General features: G+C 67.7%; 14 protein-coding genes and 1 other RNA gene. 7 read left to right on the forward strand and 8 right to left on the reverse strand.

Annotated features, from left to right (window positions below):
* The first annotated feature begins 91 nt into the window (after positions 1–91).
* The 6 genes from TPR58_RS08820 (at position 92) to TPR58_RS08845 (ending at position 7900) form a co-directional block, all read left to right on the forward strand.
* Positions 92–409: a CC_3452 family protein gene (locus TPR58_RS08820; protein WP_346246268.1), complete on the forward strand. Its 318-nt coding sequence runs from the start codon at positions 92–94 to the stop codon at positions 407–409.
* Between the two features lie 140 nt (positions 410–549).
* On the forward strand, positions 550–2640 hold the full coding sequence (locus TPR58_RS08825) for a RelA/SpoT family protein (RefSeq protein ID WP_346246269.1): 2091 nt from the start codon (positions 550–552) through the stop codon (positions 2638–2640).
* 119 nt (positions 2641–2759) lie between these two features.
* Entirely contained in the window at positions 2760–3356 is a 597-nt protein-coding gene (locus TPR58_RS08830) for a YqiJ family protein (RefSeq protein WP_346246270.1), read from the forward strand.
* Between the two features lie 29 nt (positions 3357–3385).
* The gene (locus TPR58_RS08835) at positions 3386–5095 is read left to right on the forward strand and encodes a flotillin family protein (protein WP_346246271.1); all 1710 of its coding nucleotides are present in this window, start codon (positions 3386–3388) and stop codon (positions 5093–5095) included.
* Between the two features lie 60 nt (positions 5096–5155).
* Positions 5156–7603 (forward strand): ATP-dependent helicase HrpB, encoded by a 2448-nt coding sequence (gene hrpB, locus TPR58_RS08840; RefSeq protein ID WP_346246272.1) that lies wholly within the window; start codon positions 5156–5158, stop codon positions 7601–7603.
* Between the two features lie 15 nt (positions 7604–7618).
* Positions 7619–7900 (forward strand): ETC complex I subunit, encoded by a 282-nt coding sequence (locus tag TPR58_RS08845; protein WP_346246384.1) that lies wholly within the window; start codon positions 7619–7621, stop codon positions 7898–7900.
* 21 nt (positions 7901–7921) lie between these two features.
* Here TPR58_RS08845 and TPR58_RS08850 read toward each other — a convergent pair whose 3' ends face one another.
* The 6 genes from TPR58_RS08850 to TPR58_RS08875 form a co-directional block, all read right to left on the reverse strand.
* Positions 7922–8449 carry an NUDIX hydrolase gene (locus tag TPR58_RS08850; protein ID WP_428835707.1) on the reverse strand — a complete coding sequence of 176 codons (528 nt, stop codon included), beginning with the start codon at positions 8447–8449 and terminating at the stop codon, positions 7922–7924.
* Positions 8443–9108: a TPM domain-containing protein gene (locus TPR58_RS08855; RefSeq protein WP_346246274.1), complete on the reverse strand. Its 666-nt coding sequence runs from the start codon at positions 9106–9108 to the stop codon at positions 8443–8445. Before TPR58_RS08855 ends, TPR58_RS08850 begins: the two co-directional genes overlap by 7 nt.
* Entirely contained in the window at positions 9108–9989 is an 882-nt protein-coding gene (locus TPR58_RS08860) for a TPM domain-containing protein (RefSeq protein ID WP_346246275.1), read from the reverse strand. Before TPR58_RS08860 ends, TPR58_RS08855 begins: the two co-directional genes overlap by 1 nt.
* The gene (locus TPR58_RS08865) at positions 9986–10519 is read right to left on the reverse strand and encodes a TPM domain-containing protein (protein ID WP_346246276.1); all 534 of its coding nucleotides are present in this window, start codon (positions 10517–10519) and stop codon (positions 9986–9988) included. The genes TPR58_RS08860 and TPR58_RS08865 overlap by 4 nt, the downstream gene beginning before the upstream one ends.
* Positions 10520–10521: 2 nt before the next feature.
* Positions 10522–11112, reverse strand: coding sequence for a LemA family protein (locus tag TPR58_RS08870; protein WP_346246277.1), 591 nt, complete (start codon positions 11110–11112; stop codon positions 10522–10524).
* A gap of 80 nt (positions 11113–11192) precedes the next feature.
* On the reverse strand, positions 11193–11624 hold the full coding sequence (locus tag TPR58_RS08875) for an RrF2 family transcriptional regulator (protein ID WP_346246278.1): 432 nt from the start codon (positions 11622–11624) through the stop codon (positions 11193–11195).
* Positions 11625–11700: 76 nt separating this feature from the next.
* On the opposite strand from TPR58_RS08875, the gene ssrA reads away from it, so the two are divergent.
* Positions 11701–12041: a transfer-messenger RNA gene (gene ssrA, locus TPR58_RS08880) on the forward strand.
* Positions 12042–12107: 66 nt separating this feature from the next.
* Here the strand turns inward: ssrA and TPR58_RS08885 are convergent.
* Both TPR58_RS08885 and pnp read right to left on the reverse strand, forming a co-directional pair.
* Positions 12108–13106: a sensor histidine kinase gene (locus TPR58_RS08885; protein WP_346246279.1), complete on the reverse strand. Its 999-nt coding sequence runs from the start codon at positions 13104–13106 to the stop codon at positions 12108–12110.
* A 143-nt stretch (positions 13107–13249) separates the two neighbouring features.
* Positions 13250–15592, reverse strand: coding sequence for a polyribonucleotide nucleotidyltransferase (gene pnp / locus TPR58_RS08890; protein WP_346246280.1), 2343 nt, complete (start codon positions 15590–15592; stop codon positions 13250–13252).
* Positions 15593–15656: the final 64 nt, after the last annotated feature.

The following is a 15656-nucleotide window of genomic DNA, read 5'->3' on the forward strand; positions in this document are numbered from 1 at the left end:
GCAGCAAAAGTTTCTGCTTGCAACTTACATTGAGGTCAGTTAGCAATCGGGCCGCAACGCGGTTGCACCGGAAATTCCCCAGGAGGCACTCATGACCCGTTTCCTCGCCGTTGCGGCAGCAGCCGCGGCTACGCTGGCGCTCACCCCCGCAGCCGGCATCGCCCAGACGCCGGGCGGCGCCTATTACACCGCCACCGCCGAGGCGGCACCCGCCAAATCGAGCGTCGTGACGCGCAGCACGATCTGGCGCTGCACCGAAACGACCTGCATCGCGCCCAAGGCGACGGCGCGTGACGCGATCATGTGCGAACTGGTCGCCCGCGAAGTCGGCAAGCTGGCGTCCTTCGCCGTCAAGGGCGAGGCGTTCGACGCCGCGTCGCTGGACAAGTGCAACGCCCGCGCCAAGTAAGCGCGGCCGCGTCTCGCTGTCCGAAACGGGCCCGCCCTCCTCACCGGAGCGCGGGCCCGTGTTGCGTAAAGCGCACAGCATCGTCGTAAATTTACACGAATTTATTGCAAAGCAGCGCACATGCACGCCATCTAGCGGTCGTGCTGCGTCAATATGAACTTGTCGATCGGGTCCTGAGCTACGATCCCGAGGCCGATGAGGCCCTGCTCAACCGCGCCTATGTGTTCTCGGTCAACGCCCATGGTACGCAGAAGCGCGCCTCGGGCGATCCCTATTTCAGCCACCCGATCGAGGTGGCCGGCATCCTGACCGACCTGCATCTCGACGACGAGACGATCGCCACCGCGATCCTGCACGATACGATCGAGGATACGGTCGCCACGCCCGAGGAGATCAAGCGGCTGTTCGGCGAGAATGTCGCGCGGATGGTCGACGGCGTGACCAAGCTGTCGAAGATCGAGGCGCAGAGTGAGAGCGAGCGCGCCGCCGAGAATCTGCGCAAGTTCCTGCTGGCGATGTCGGACGATATCCGCGTCCTGCTGGTGAAGCTGGCGGACCGGCTGCACAACATGCGGACGCTCCACTTCATCAAGAACGAGGAGAAGCGCCGCCGCATCGCGCGCGAGACGATGGACATCTATGCCCCGCTCGCCGAGCGGATCGGCATGTACGAGTTCATGAAGGAGATGCAGACGCTCGCCTTTCGCGAACTCGAGCCCGAAGCCTATGAATCGATCACCAAGCGGCTCGCGAGCTTCAAGGTGGAAGGCGAGGACCGGATCGCGAAGATCTCGTCGGGGCTGAAGCTGCTGCTGTCGCGCGGCGGCGTCGAGTCCGAAGTGACGGGGCGGGAGAAGCATCCCTATTCGATCTGGAAGAAGATGTCCGAGCGCCATGTCAGCCTCGAACAGCTGAGCGACATCATGGCATTCCGCGCGATCGTCGGGTCCGAGGAGGAATGCTATCGCACGCTGGGCATCATCCATCGCCGCTGGCCGATGGTGCCGGGCCGGTTCAAGGATTACATCTCGACGCCGAAGCGCAACGGCTATCGATCGCTGCACACGACGATCATGCATGCCGGCGATACCCGCGTCGAGATCCAGATCCGCACCCAGCCGATGCACGCCCAGGCCGAGTTCGGCCTGGCGGCGCACTGGGCCTACAAGCAGGACAATGTCCGCCCCGACACGCAGGTCAGCTGGATCCGCGACCTGGTCGAGATCCTGGAACATGCCGAAAGCGCCGAGGAGCTGCTCGAGCATACGCGCATGGCAATGTACCAGGACCGGATCTTCGCCTTCACGCCCCAGGGCGAGCTGATCCAGCTGCCCAAGGGATCGACGCCGATCGACTTCGCCTATGCGGTGCATTCGAATATCGGCGACCAGGCGGTCGGCGCGAAGGTGAACGGCCGCGTCGTGCCGCTGCGCACCGAGATCGAGCAGGGCGACCAGGTCCAGATCCTGCGGTCCAAGGCGCAGCAGCCCCAGGCCAATTGGCTGAACTTCGCGATCACCGGCAAGGCGCGCGCGGCGATCCGCCGCCATATCCGCCACAAGGAGCGCGAGGAGACGATCGCGCTGGGCCACAAGCTGTATGACGAGATCGTCGGCCGCCTGCCGGCGCGCGCCGGCGAAGCGGCGATGCGCGACGCGCTGAAGCGGCTGAAGCTGAGCGACGAGGCGGCGCTGATGGAAGCGATCGCGCGGCGCAAGCTGACCGACGCGCAGGTGATGGAAGCGATCATGCCGGGATCGACCAACGGGCTCGACACCGACGAACCGCCGCCCCAGGCGCATGCGATCGACATCAAGGGGCTGACCCCCGGCGTCGCCTTTACCCTGTCGGAGGATTGCGCGCCGGTGCCGGGCGACCGGATCGTCGGCGTGCGGCGCGCGAACGAGCCGATCGAGGTGCACCGGATCGACTGCCCCGGGCTGGCGCATACCGACGATCAGGACTGGGTCGACCTGACCTGGGGCGACAAGGCCGAGGGCGGCGTCGCCGAGATCGCTGTCACGCTGAAGAACGAACCGGGCGCGCTGGGTTCGGTCGCGACGCTGATCGGCCAGCAGAAGGCGAACATCCTGGGCCTGAAGATGGACGGTCGCGACACGACTTTCCACACCAACACGATCGATGTCGAGGTGCGCAACGCAGCCCATCTGATGAAGCTGCTCGCCGCCCTGCGCGCGGCCGACTGCGTCAGTTCCGCCGAACGCCTGTAGCGGGAGTCGCACCGGCTTTCACGAGCGGCCAAATGCGCCTCTGACCCGTGCGACGACCGTTTTTCGCTAGGGAACCGGCAAATCACTCCCTAGACTAAATCCGAATCGGGGAGGAACCTTTGGCTTTCGCATTGGCATCGGAGAACATCGCCTTCGTCTCGGCGATTCTTCTCATGGTGCTGATCGGACTGGTCCAGTTGCTGGGCCTGGGCGGCGATGCCGATTTCGATCTGGATGCGGATACCGACCTGCTCGGCTGGCTCGGCTTCGGCAGAATTCCTTTCCTGATGCTGGTCGCGCTGTTCCTGGCATCGTTCGGGATCATCGGCCTGCTCGGCCAGCAACTGTCGACCGACATGCTGGGACATCTGATCGACCCCTGGATCGCCGTACCCGCTGCGCTGGGCGCGGCGCTGCCCGTCACCGGGGTGGCCGCGAACCTGCTGGCGCGGGTCATGCCGCGCGACCACAGCACCGCCATCTCGACCGAGGAACTGGTGGGCAATGGCGCGACGATCGTCACCGGCCGCGCCAGCGCGGGGTCGCCGGCGCGTGCACGCGTGGTCGATCACCACGGCCAGGCGCATTTCGTGATGGTCGAGCCGAACGAGGCGGACCAGGTCCTCGAGGAAGGCGAGGCCATCCTGCTGGTCCGCCACGAAGGACCGGTGTTCCGCGCGGTGTCGCGCGGCGACCATTACCTGCCCCGACTTTAAGACCGAACACACAAGCAAGGAGACATGATTTGAGCGTACCCGCCGTCCAGGAAGCCCCGTCCCTGATCCCCTATCTGGTGATTGGTGGAACGTCGCTGATCCTGCTGATCGTGCTGGGGCTGATCGTCGCGCGGCTGTACAAGCGCGCATCGAAGGAGATCGGCTTCGTCCGCACCGGCCTGGGCGGCGAGAAGGTGGTGATGAATGGCGGCGCGCTGGTGCTGCCGATCTTCCACGAGACGATGCCGGTCAACATGAACACGGTCCGCCTGGCGGTGGAGCGCAAGAATGCCGACGCGCTGATCACGCTCGACCGGCTGCGCATCGACGTGAAGGCGGAATTCTATGTCCGGGTGAAGCCCGACGGCCCCTCGATCGCGATCGCGGCGCAGACGCTGGGCCTGCGCACGATGAACCCCGAAGCGCTGAAGGAACTGGTCGAGGGCAAGTTCGTCGACGCGCTGCGGTCGGTCGCGGCGGGCATGACGATGGCGCAGCTGCACGAGCAGCGCAGCGAATTCGTCCAGAAGGTGCAGCAGGTCTCGTCGGTCGATCTGGCGATGAACGGCCTCGAGCTCGAATCGGTATCGCTGACCGGCCTCGACCAGACGTCGATCGAGCATTTCAACGCCAACAACGCGTTCGACGCCGAGGGCCTGACCAAGCTGACCGAGCAGATCGAGCTGCGCAAGAAGGCGCGCAACGACATCGAGCAGGACACCCGCGTCCAGATCGAGACCAAGAATCTGGAGGCGCAGCGCCAGTCCTTCCTGATCGGCCGCGACACCGAGTTCGCGCGGCTGGAGCAGGAGCGCGAGGTCGAGATGCGCCGCGCCGGCCAGGCGGCCGAGGTCGCGCGCGAACAGGCGCTGCGCCAGCAGGAGTCCGACCAGGCGCGGATCGAGGCGAAGAAGCTGGTCGATTCACAGCAGATCGAGGCCGATCGTGCGGTGCAGGAAGCGGGGATCGCGCAGGACCAGGCGCTGGCGCTCGCCCGGCAGGAGCAGCAGATCGCCGTCCAGAACAAGAGCCGCGAGGAAAGCCAGGCGCGCGCCGAGGCCGACAAGGCTCGCGCCGAAGCCGTGGTCGCCGAGGAACAGGTCGCCACCGCGCGGGAGGCGGAGATCGCCGAGCGCGCCAAGCGAATCGAGCTGATCGATGCCGCCCGCGAGGCGGAGCGCGCCGCGATCGGCATCCGCGTCCAGGCCGAGGCCGAGAAGCAGGCAGCGGCCGATCGCGCCGAGGCGGCGCGCGTCCAGGCCGAGGGCGAGGCGGAAGCCGCCAAGCTGCGTTCGGACGCGGACCGCGTCCGCTTCGAGGTCGAGGCGGCGGGCCAGCGTGCGGTGAACGAGGCCGCCAACCTGCTGTCGTCCGACCAGGTCTCGCTGCAGACCAAGCTCGCATTGCTCAAGGTCCTGCCCGACCTGGTGCGCGAATCGGCGAAGCCGCTGGAGGCGATCGATTCGATCAAGATCGTCCAGGTCGACGGCATCACGGGCCGTGGCGGCGACGGCGGCGCGGGAGCAGGCGCTGGCGGCGGCTCTGGCGGGGACGAGAATCTTGCCAGCGCGGCGGTCGCGGCGGCACTGCGCTATCGTGCCCAGGCCCCGGTGATCGACGGACTCATGCGCGAACTGGGCTTCGACGGATCGACGATCGAGTCGCTGGTGCAGGGGGCGGCGCCCCAGGCCAAGGCGGCGTCCCGACCGGCGGGCAAGGCGGCACCCGAAGCCGGCTGACCGAAGCCGCGTCGCGGCAGGTGACGCGCGGGCGGGCGATGCGTAGAAGGCGCGTCGCCCATGACCCTGCCGATCCACGCCGTCCTGCCCGACCTGCTCGCCGCCCTTCGCGTGCGCGCCAGTGCCGTGCTGGTCGCGCCGCCCGGTGCGGGCAAGACGACGGCGGTTGCCCCTGCCCTGCTGGCCGAGCCGTGGGTCGAGGGGCGCGAGATCCTGTTGCTGTCCCCGCGTCGGCTTGCCGCACGGGCGGCTGCCGAGCGGATGGCGAGCCTGGCCGGCGAAGCCGTCGGCCGGACGTTCGGCTATGCCACGCGGATGGACAGCAAGCGGTCGTCCGAGACGCGGGTGACGGTGGTCACCGAAGGCATTTTCGTGAACCGCATCCAGGCCGATCCCGAGCTGTCGGGGGTTGCGGCGGTGCTGTTCGACGAGGTGCATGAGCGCAGCCTCGACAGCGATTTCGGACTGGCACTGGCACTCGACGCGCAGGAGGCGCTGCGCCCCGACCTGAGGCTGGTGCCGATGTCGGCGACGCTGGACGGTGCGCGCTTTTCCGCACTGATGGGCGATGCGCCGGTGATCGAGAGCGAAGGGCGCGGCCATCCGCTGGAATTGCGGCATATCGGCCGCGCGGCGGAGGCTCGGATCGAGGACTCGATGGCGGGCGCGATCCGCCAGGCATTGCGCGAGGCGGAAGGCGGGCTGCTCGCCTTCCTGCCCGGCGTCGCCGAGATCGAGCGGACCGCCGACCGGCTGGGCGACCTTGGCCCCGACATCGTGCTGCACCGGCTTCACGGATCGCTGGACCCCGCCGCGCAGCGTGCGGCGATCGCGCCCGAGCGCGGCGGTGCGCGCAAGCTGGTGCTCGCCACCTCGATCGCGGAGACCAGCCTGACGCTGGACGGGATCCGCATCGTGGTCGATTCGGGGCTGGCGCGGCGACCGCGCTATGACCGGGCCGCGGGGATGACCCGGCTGGTGACCGAGCGCGCCAGCCAGGCGGCGGTCACGCAGCGCGCCGGTCGCGCCGGGCGCCAGGCACCGGGTGTCGCCTATCGGCTATGGGAAGCGGCGGCGACCGCCGGCCTGCCGCGGTTCGATCCGCCCGAAATCCTGGAGGCAGACCTGTCGGCGCTGACGCTCGACTGCGCGCTGTGGGGCGTCAGCGACCCGCGGACGCTGCGCTGGCTCGATACGCCGCCCGACGCGGCGATCAGCGAGGCGCGGCAGCGCCTGGCCTCGCTCGATGCGATCGATGGCGACGGACGGCCGACCGCACATGGCAAGGCGATCGCGCGGCTGCCGCTGCCGCCGCGGCTCGGCCATATGCTGGTGCGCGCGGGCGAGATCGGACTGGCTCGGACCGCTGCGGATGTGGCGGTGTTGCTGGGCGAGCGCGGCCTTGGCGGGACCGATGCCGATCTGGAATTGCGGCTGCGGCGCTGGCGCAGCGAGCGCGGCCCGCGCGCCGAGAATGGACGGCGGCTGGCGCAGCGCTGGACGAAACTGGTGCGGAATGCGGGCGATGCGGGTTCGGCACCGGGCGACGTCGCGACCTGTATCGCGCTTGCCTTTCCCGACCGGATCGCGAAGCGGCGCGACGGCGGCGGCGAGACCTGGGCATCGGCGGGCGGGCGTGGATTCCGGCTGGATCCGACCTCCCCCCTGGCGCGGGCGGAATGGCTGGCGGTCGCCGAGACGCAGGGCATGGCGTCGGGGGCACGGATCCTGTCGGCAGCGGCGATCGAGCAGGATGCGGTGGAATCGCTGTTCGCCGACCGGATCGAGACGCGGCGATCGGTCCGGTTCGATCCGGCGACGAATCGGGTCGAAGCGCTGCGCGAGCGGCGGCTGGGCGCGATCCGCCTGTCCTCGGGCCCCGACAGCGCGGCCGATCCGCGCGAGATCGAATCGGCGCTTCTGGAGGCGGTGCGACGCCATGGGCTGGCTCTGCTGCCCTGGTCCGGCACGGCCGCCGCACTTCGCGCCCGCGCGGGCTATGCCGGCATGGCCGAGCTGGCGGACGAGGCACTGATCGCCGAGCTGGACGAGTGGCTGCCGCCGGCGCTGGCGGGCAAGCGGCGGTTCGACGCGGTCGAATCAGGCGCGCTCACCCAGGCGCTGCAGAACCGGTTGGGCTGGGACGGGCAGAAGACGCTGGACCGGATCGCCCCGGCGCGGTTCGAGAGCCCGGCGGGATCGAGCCACGAGATCGATTATGCCGCCGAGGGTGGCCCGCGCGTAGAGTTGCGCGTCCAGGCGCTGTTCGGGCTGGCCGAGCATCCGGTGGTGGGAACGACGCCGCTGGTGCTCAGCCTCACCTCGCCGGCCGGCCGGCCGATCCAGACGACGCGCGACCTGCCCGGCTTCTGGGCGGGCAGCTGGAGCGCGGTCGCCAAGGAAATGCGCGGCCGCTATCCGCGACATCCCTGGCCCGACGATCCGGCCGCGGCGTCGGCGACGCTGCGCACCAAAAATGCGGATGCAAGAGCGTCCCGACAGCGCTAAGGGATTCGCGCCATGATCAAGACCGCACGCATCTATCAGAAGCCCAAGAACGCCATGCAGTCCGGCCGCGCGCGAACCGACAGCTGGATCCTCGAGTTCGAGCCGCGCGAACAGCAGCAGGCCGATCCGCTGACCGGCTGGGCCGGATCGGGCGACACCGCGTCGCAGCTGCGCATGAGCTTCCCGACGCTGGAGGCGGCGCAGGGCTATGCCGAGCGCGAGGGCATCGCGTTCCACGTGATCCCGGCACCCGAGCGCAAACTCAAGCTCCAGGCCTATTCCGACAATTTCCGCTGAGGCCTGACCGCCCCGCGGGCGTCAGCCCAGCAGGGTGCCGGCAAGCAGCAGCAGCAGCTTGACGTCGATCGCGACGCCGTCGGCGCGCTTGGCGGCGACGAAGGCGGGGATGTCGGCCAGCTTCACGCGGTGGACGACGATGTCCTCGCCATCGATGCCGCCGCCCTCGCCGATCTTCGTCAGGCCGCGCAGACGGACCAGGGTGAAACCTTCGGTCACCAGGCCGGGCGAGGATTGATACTCGCCGAGGTTCTGCAGGTCGGACGCGGTGTAGCCGGTCTCCTCCTCCAGCTCGCGCACCGCCGCCAGTTCGGGCGTGTCGTCGGCATGGTCGTCGCCGACCAGCCCGGCAGGCAGTTCGAGGCAGCGCCGGCCGAGCGGCACGCGGTACTGGTCGACGAGCAGGACATGGTCGTCGTCGTCGATCGCGACGATGACCACCGCGCGCGACCCGCGGGTGCGCGAGACATATTCCCAGCGTCCCTGCTTGCGGACGCAGATCCACTTGCCCTGCCAGGCGGTCTCGACGGGTTCGATGTCGCTCACAATTCGATCAGCCTGTCCGGGAGTTCGTTGACGTCATGCGCCTGGCGCGGGAACTGCTCTGCCAGAATTTCGCCGATGCGCGCAATCGCGTCGGCCATGCCGCCGGCCGGATCATCGCGACGGAGCCCCGCAACCAGCATCGCCATCGCCTCGCCCCAGCAATCGTCGCTGACCTTGCCGTGGATCGCCGCGTCGGCGACGATTTCGGCGCGGTGTTCGGCCAGGCTGACATAGAGGAGCACGCCGACCCGGCCGCGGGTGCGATGCTCGGCGCTGGCGCGGAAGAACTGGACGGCGCGGCGGCGCACCCGGCGCAGCTTGGTCGGATGCGGCGTCAGCGCCATTCGCGCCGGCATCCAGGCGAGCGAATAGCGTACCGCCAGGAACAGCACGGCCTGGGCGATCACCAGCCAGAAGGCGGTCCGGCCGATCTCCGGCTCGCTGGTCCAGCCCAGCCAGTGTTCGAGCGGCGCCGGCCAGATCGCGACGAACGCCGCGACCGCCAGCATCGCGCCCACGGCATAGTGAAGCCCGACATCGTGATAGGAATCGGAGCGGTCGGTGACGATCGTCACGATCTCGCCCGAAGTGCCCCGCTCCGCGGCGGCCACGGCTTCGGTCACCCGCAGATGATCCGCCTCGCTGAACCTGATCCGGGCCATCACCAGCTCCCCGACGCGCCGCCGCCCCCGAAGGAGCCGCCGCCGCCGGAGAAGCCTCCGCCGCCACCGCCGCCGCCCCAGGACGATCCGCCACTACCACCGCCACCCCAGCCTGAGCCGCCGCTCCAGCCCGAACCCGAACTGCGGCCGCCGCTGCGCATCGCCGCATCGAGCGCCGCCCACAGCAGCACCTCGCCGACGCCGCTCCCGCCCCGGCCGCGATAGCGGCGACCGCGACGCTTCCCGCCGCTCAGTCCGCGGAGGAAGAGGAACAGGACGAACATGACCACTATCGCGCCGACGATCGCACCGCCGACCTCGTTGGCGTCGCTGCTGCCGCGCCGCTGCTGCGCCGCACGCGCCGCGTCGAGCTTCTGCTTGGCGCGCTGCTCGGCCGCCTCAAGCGGCAGCTTCATCTGCTCGCCGATCTCGGACGCGCCCGCGATGATGCCGCCCGCCATGTCGCCTGCCTTGAAGTGCGGAACGATCTGCTTGTCGATGATAAGGCCGACGAACCCGTCGGTCATGATCGGCTCAAGCCCCTTGCCGACTTCAATCCTGACCTCCCGCTCATTTGGGGCGACCAGCAGGATGATGCCGTTGTCCGCATCCTTCTGGCCCAGCTTCCAGTGCTGCCCCAGCCGATAACCATAATCGTCGATCGCGTAGCCCTGGAGATCGGGGATGGTGGCGACGACGAACTGGCGCCCGCTCGCCTGCTCGATTCCCTCGGACAATTGCGTGAGTTGCTGTTCCTGAGCAGAATCTAGCAGGTTGGCCGCGTCCACGACCCTGCCGGTCAGTTCCGGAAAGGTCTGCGCCGATGCCACCACCGGCACGAGCATCAGGACAAGCGGGAGGAAGAACCGGTCGATCCTCATCCGATCGTCTCTGACAAAAGCGCCGCGACATGGTCGATTCCCTTCACGATGCCCGCCTCGAACCGGTTGGCTTTCAGGTCGGGGCGCATGACCTGTTCGACGATCTGCCGCGCGCGCGCGTCGGACAGGAGGGTGCCGGAAGGCCCCGCCGCGGACAGGCGAAGCTCTCGTTCCTTCGGTGCGAACAGGAGCAGGGCGCCGTTGGTGATGCCGGTCCGCAGCCCAATCGTTTCTGACAGTTCGCCCGTCGAGCGGCCTTGGAGCGACGCGACCGTCACGACCATGATCCGCCGCTGCGTGCGCCTTTCGACGTCGGAAAGGCGTGCCTCCATTGCAGTGCGCGCCGACGTAGACAGCACCTCCGCGTCGTCTATCACATGCCGGACCGCGATTACCCGCGAAGGCGACGGTGATGGCGCGGGCGACGCGGCGGCCGCGCGATCGGCCGTCCGGCCAGCTTCATTGGTCGCCTGCTCCTGCCCCCCGCAAGCGGAAAGCAGTGCCAGAAGCGGCAGGACGGCGACGCGCATGATCAGTTGTCGAGTTCCGTACGGACGTCTGGAGGTGTATCGGCCCCCGGCTTCGCCTGAAATTGCACCAGAGGCTTTGCGCCGTAGAAGACGCGTGCGCCGATAGCGTCAGGAAAGGTCCGGATTCGCGTGTTATACTCCTGCACCGAGCGGTTATAGGCCTCGATCCGAACGTTGATGCGATTCTCCGCGCCCGCCAGTTCGCGAATCAGCATTTTGGACGAGTCCTGGCTCTTAAGCTCGGGATATGCCTCCACGGTCGCAAGCAGGCGACTGAGCGACCCGCCCAGTGTCTGTTGCGCTGTCTGATAGGCCTGAACCTTGGCGGGGTCGGTAAGGTCGCCGGGGGCAAGCTGGACCGACGTCGCGCGCGAGCGCGCCTGGGTCACCTCGGTCAGGATCTTGCTCTCGGATCCGGCGGCGGCCCTCACCGTCGCGACCAGATTGGGTATCAGGTCGGCGCGGCGCTGATACGAAGCCTGGACGTCCGCCCATTTCGCCTTGGCATCCTCCTCTGCCCTCGGAACGCTGTTGATGCCACAGGCCGACAGCAGCATCGCCGTGGCCATGGCGATCGCGACACGAAACTTCATTGGGCTGCCCTCCGGGATGTCACCGGTGTTGTATATGGCGCAACCACCGGGACATGAAAGAGGTTGCCTGCGCGCGCGGATCAGGCGGCGGCGAGATCCACCGCGACCGCGTCCGCCAGGCTGGTGCCGTCGAGGATGCGCGCAGTCTCGTCGCGCACCCGCGCCATCGCGGCGCGGATCGCGCACGTAGCCTCGTCCTTGCAGTCGAGGCAGGGGCGATAGGCGGTGCGGCTGACGCAGGGAACCAGCGCCAGCGGCCCTTCGATCACCCGGATGATCTCGCCCAGGGAGATGAGATGGCCGGGACGCGCGAGCACATAGCCGCCCATCTTGCCGCGATGGCTGTGCAGGAACCCGGCCTCCCGCAGGTCGGCGAGGATCAGTTCGAGGAACTTGCGCGGTACGTTCGCCTCGGCCGCGATGCGATTCATCGGCGTGGGTTTCCCGCCGGGCGGCTGGGTGGCCAGGAATAGCATCGCGCGGAGGGCGTATCGGGAACGCTGCGTCAACATCGTGGCAAAGCCCATGCCAAGTCTTTGCGGCGCTGTGAAGGCCTGTGCAGCCTTTTCCCGAAGCCCTTGGCTCAAGCCTCTTTTCTTCGCCGCCCGAATGCCTATATCTGACTGTGCCGGCTTCGGCCGGCTATGGCGATAAACGACGGCGTAGACTAGATGCAGCGGACCCGGGGGCAGTACCCGGCGGCTCCACCACCAACCGCCAGCAATGGCGGGTGATGACGGGGCCGAACCAGGATCGACGTGTATTGAAAGGCGCCGACTTTCGCTCGGATTGGGCCACCGCAACGGCTCATTTCACAAGTGCCAACGATAACGAGGCGCTCGCGATTGCGGCCTAACCCAAGTCTTCACGGACTAGGTTAGACAGACAAAAGCGCGGTTGGACCGCACCGGGCAACAGAAGCGGATTCCAGCGGTACGGGGAGCACCGGGCAACAGAAGCTCCCCACTTCCCATGTCATCAGCGGATACAGGCCCTCACGCCGGGACGGTCAGCCGCGCCGTCGCGCCCTGGCCGGGCAGCAGGTCGAACCGGCCATTGAGCTGCTCGGCGAGCATCGCCGCGATGCTCAGGCCCAGGCTGCCCGATGCCGCCACATCGAAACCCTCCGGCAGGCCGCGGCCGTCGTCGCGAACGTCGATTCGGATCGACGATCCTTCCCGACGCAGATCGATGTCGATGCGGCCCTGTTCACGACCGGCAAAGCCATGCTCGATCGAGTTGGCGACGGCCTCCGCGACGATCAGCGCGACCGGTACCGCCGCATCCGACGTCACCGCCAGGTCATGATCCCCCGTGACGGTGATCGTCACCGGCTTTCCGCTGGCATCGACGACATCGTCGCACAGCGGCTCGAGCAGCGCCCTCAGGCCGCGGGTGGTTCCCTCGACATGATAGAGCTGACGACTGATCCGGCCGATCACGCCCAGGCGCCGCGCCCCCTCGTCCAGCGCGGTACGCGCCTCGCCGTCGGTCACCCGTCGCTTCTGCAGCATCAGCAGCGCCGCCGCGACCTGGAGATTGTTCGACACCCGATGCTGAAGCTCGCGGAACAGCAGCTCGCGCGTGTCCGCCAGGGCGCGATTGCGCTCGCGCTCGGCAGCGAGGCGATGGTTCGCCCGCTGCATCCAGTGAACCAGCAGGATATCGGTTGCCACGACGAAGACGTAGAAAGTCAGCGCGAAGGCGGAGGCGATCGTCAGGTCGAAACTGCGGAACGGCGGGATGAAGAAGTACCAGGCCAGAGCCCCGCAGATCACCGCGCTGGCCGAACCGATCTGCACGCCGAACAGGAACGACGTGATGATGACCGCCGGGAAGAAGGTCACATAGGGAAAGCCCGGCGGCAGCATCGGGTCGGCGAACCAGCGCACCGCAAACGCAGTACCGGCAAGCGCAAGCATCACCGCCACGCCCAGGACCGGCCGGCCCTGCGCCAGCGGCAACCTTGCCAGCCAGTCGCTGCTCTTCGTCACGATGGTCTCCCCTACGCCGGGCACCACCATGGCGCGTGCGGTGGCGATAGCAAGTAAAGCGGATCAAGGTCCGACGATCCCGAACGGAAAAGGGGCCCGGAATTGCTTCCGGGCCCCCATCCTCTCCGAACTTTCGCCGGATCTCAGTCGTCGTTGCCGGTCAGGAAAGCGGGCAGGCCGATATTGTCGCCGCCTTCGTCCTTCGAGCCACCTTCCGAATTTTCGCGACGCGGACCACGGTCGCGGCCACCACCGCCGCCTTCGCGACGCGGGCCACGATCGCCGCCACGGCCACCTTCGCGACGACGGTCGCCACGGTCGCCACGATCACCACGGTCGCCGCGCGGTTCGCGGGGCTCACGGGCGGGACGGGTGTCCTCCAGCTCCTCGCCGGTTTCCTGGTCGACGACGCGCATCGACAGGCGAACCTTGCCGCGCGGATCGATCTCGAGGACCTTGACCTTGACTTCCTGGCCTTCGCTCAGGGCGTCCGAGACCTTCTCGACGCGCTCGTTGCGGATTTCCGACACGTGGACGAGACCGTCCTTGCCGCCCATGAAGTTCACGAAGGCACCGAAATCGACCAGGTTCACGACCTTGCCGGTATAGACCTTGCCGACTTCCGCTTCCTCGACGATGCCCTTGATCCAGTTCATCGCAGCTTCGATCTGCGAATGGTCGGACGAGCTGATCTTGATCACGCCCTCGTCGTCGATGTCGACCTTGGCACCGGTGGTCGCGACGATCTCGCGGATCACCTTGCCGCCCGTGCCGATGACGTCACGGATCTTGGTCTTGTCGATCGTCATGGTCTCGATGCGCGGCGCATGCGCCGACAGCTCGGTGCGGGCATCGCCCAGCGCCTTGGCCATCTCGCCCAGGATGTGCGCACGGCCTTCCTTGGCCTGCGCCAGGGCGACCTTCATGATCTCCTCGGTGATGCCGGCGATCTTGATGTCCATCTGCAGCGAGGTGATGCCCTCGCTGGTACCGGCCACCTTGAAGTCCATGTCGCCGAGATGATCCTCGTCACCCAGGATGTCCGACAGGACCGCGAAGTCCTTGCCTTCCAGGATCAGGCCCATCGCGATGCCCGAGACCGGACGCTTGAGCGGAACGCCCGCGTCCATCAGGCTGAGCGAGCCGCCGCACACCGTCGCCATCGAGGACGAGCCGTTCGACTCGGTGATGTCGCTGGTCAGACGGATGGTGTAGGGGAATTCTTCCTTGGTCGGCAGCACCGGGTGCAGCGCGCGCCATGCCAGCTTGCCATGGCCGATCTCGCGACGGCCCGGCGCGCCGAAACGGCCGACTTCACCGACCGAATAGGGCGGGAAGTTATAGTGCAGCATGAAGTGCTGGTAGCTGAGGCCACCCAGACCGTCGATCATCTGCTCCGCGTCGCGGGTCCCCAGGGTACAGGTCGCGATCGTCTGCGTTTCGCCGCGGGTGAACAGGGCCGAGCCGTGCGCGCGCGGCAGGAAGTGGACTTCCGCCTCGATCGGACGAACCGTCTTGGTGTCGCGGCCGTCGATGCGGCGGCCTTCCTTGAGGATCGCACCGCGGACGATGTCGGCCTCGAGCTTCTTCACCAGCTTCAGCGTACCCAGATACTGGGCCGGATCGGTTTCCTTCAGGTCGGCGAATGCGACCCGCGCCTTGGCGCGGGCCTCGTTGATCGCGTTCTGGCGCTCGGACTTGTTGGTCAGCTTGTAGGCGGCGGCGAGGTCGTCGCCGATCGCCCCGCGCAGCTTCGCCATGGTCGCCGACTTGTCCTCGACGGGTGCCAGCTCCCAGGGATCCTTGGCAGCCTGCTCGGCCAGCTTGATGATCGCGCCGATCACCTTCTGCGACTCGCGATGCGCGAACATGACGGCGTTCAGCATGATCTCTTCCGAAAGCTCCTTGGCTTCGGATTCGACCATCATCACCGCGTCCTGCGTCGCGGCGACGACCAGGTCGAGATCGCCCTCGGCGACCTGCGCGTCGGTCGGGTTCAGCTGATATTCGCCGTCCTTGTAGCCGACGCGGGCAGCGCCGATCGGGCCCATGAAGGGAACGCCCGAGATGGTCAGCGCCGCGGAGGCAGCGACCATCGCGAGAATGTCGGGCTCGTTCTCGCCGTCATAGGAGAGGACCTGACAGATCGCGTTGATCTCGTTGTAGAAGCCTTCCGGGAACAGCGGGCGGATCGGACGGTCGATCAGGCGGGAAACCAGCGTTTCCTTTTCGGTCGCGCCGCGCTCACGCTTGAAGAAGCCGCCCGGGATACGGCCGGCGGACGAGAACTTCTCCTGGTAATGGACGGTGAGCGGGAAGAAATCCTGCCCTTCCTTGACCGTCTTGGCGGCGGTGACCGCGCACAGCACGACGGTTTCGCCGAGCGTCGCGATGACCGCGCCGTCAGCCTGGCGGGCAACCTTGCCCGTTTCGAGCGTCAGCGTCTTGCCGCCCCACTCGATCGATACGGTTTTCTTGTCGAACATTTGATTTCCTTCACTCCCCGCGCCCTATGCGCGGGGGGCCAATCGAGGACGCCGGCACGGCGTC

This window comes from Sphingomonas rustica (assembly GCF_039652585.1).
In the GTDB taxonomy this organism is placed as follows: domain Bacteria; phylum Pseudomonadota; class Alphaproteobacteria; order Sphingomonadales; family Sphingomonadaceae; genus Sphingomonas; species Sphingomonas rustica.

Coding starts and splice junctions, on each gene's coding strand:
- TPR58_RS08820 (WP_346246268.1), top strand. CDS start 92: ATGACCCGTTTCCTCGCCGTTGCGGCAGCAGCCGCGGCTACGCTGGCG.
- hrpB (WP_346246272.1), top strand. CDS start 5,156: ATGACCCTGCCGATCCACGCCGTCCTGCCCGACCTGCTCGCCGCCCTT.
- TPR58_RS08855 (WP_346246274.1), bottom strand. CDS start 9,108: ATGGCCCGGATCAGGTTCAGCGAGGCGGATCATCTGCGGGTGACCGAA.
- TPR58_RS08860 (WP_346246275.1), bottom strand. CDS start 9,989: ATGAGGATCGACCGGTTCTTCCTCCCGCTTGTCCTGATGCTCGTGCCG.
- TPR58_RS08865 (WP_346246276.1), bottom strand. CDS start 10,519: ATGCGCGTCGCCGTCCTGCCGCTTCTGGCACTGCTTTCCGCTTGCGGG.
- TPR58_RS08870 (WP_346246277.1), bottom strand. CDS start 11,112: ATGAAGTTTCGTGTCGCGATCGCCATGGCCACGGCGATGCTGCTGTCG.
- TPR58_RS08875 (WP_346246278.1), bottom strand. CDS start 11,624: ATGTTGACGCAGCGTTCCCGATACGCCCTCCGCGCGATGCTATTCCTG.
- pnp (WP_346246280.1), bottom strand. CDS start 15,592: ATGTTCGACAAGAAAACCGTATCGATCGAGTGGGGCGGCAAGACGCTG.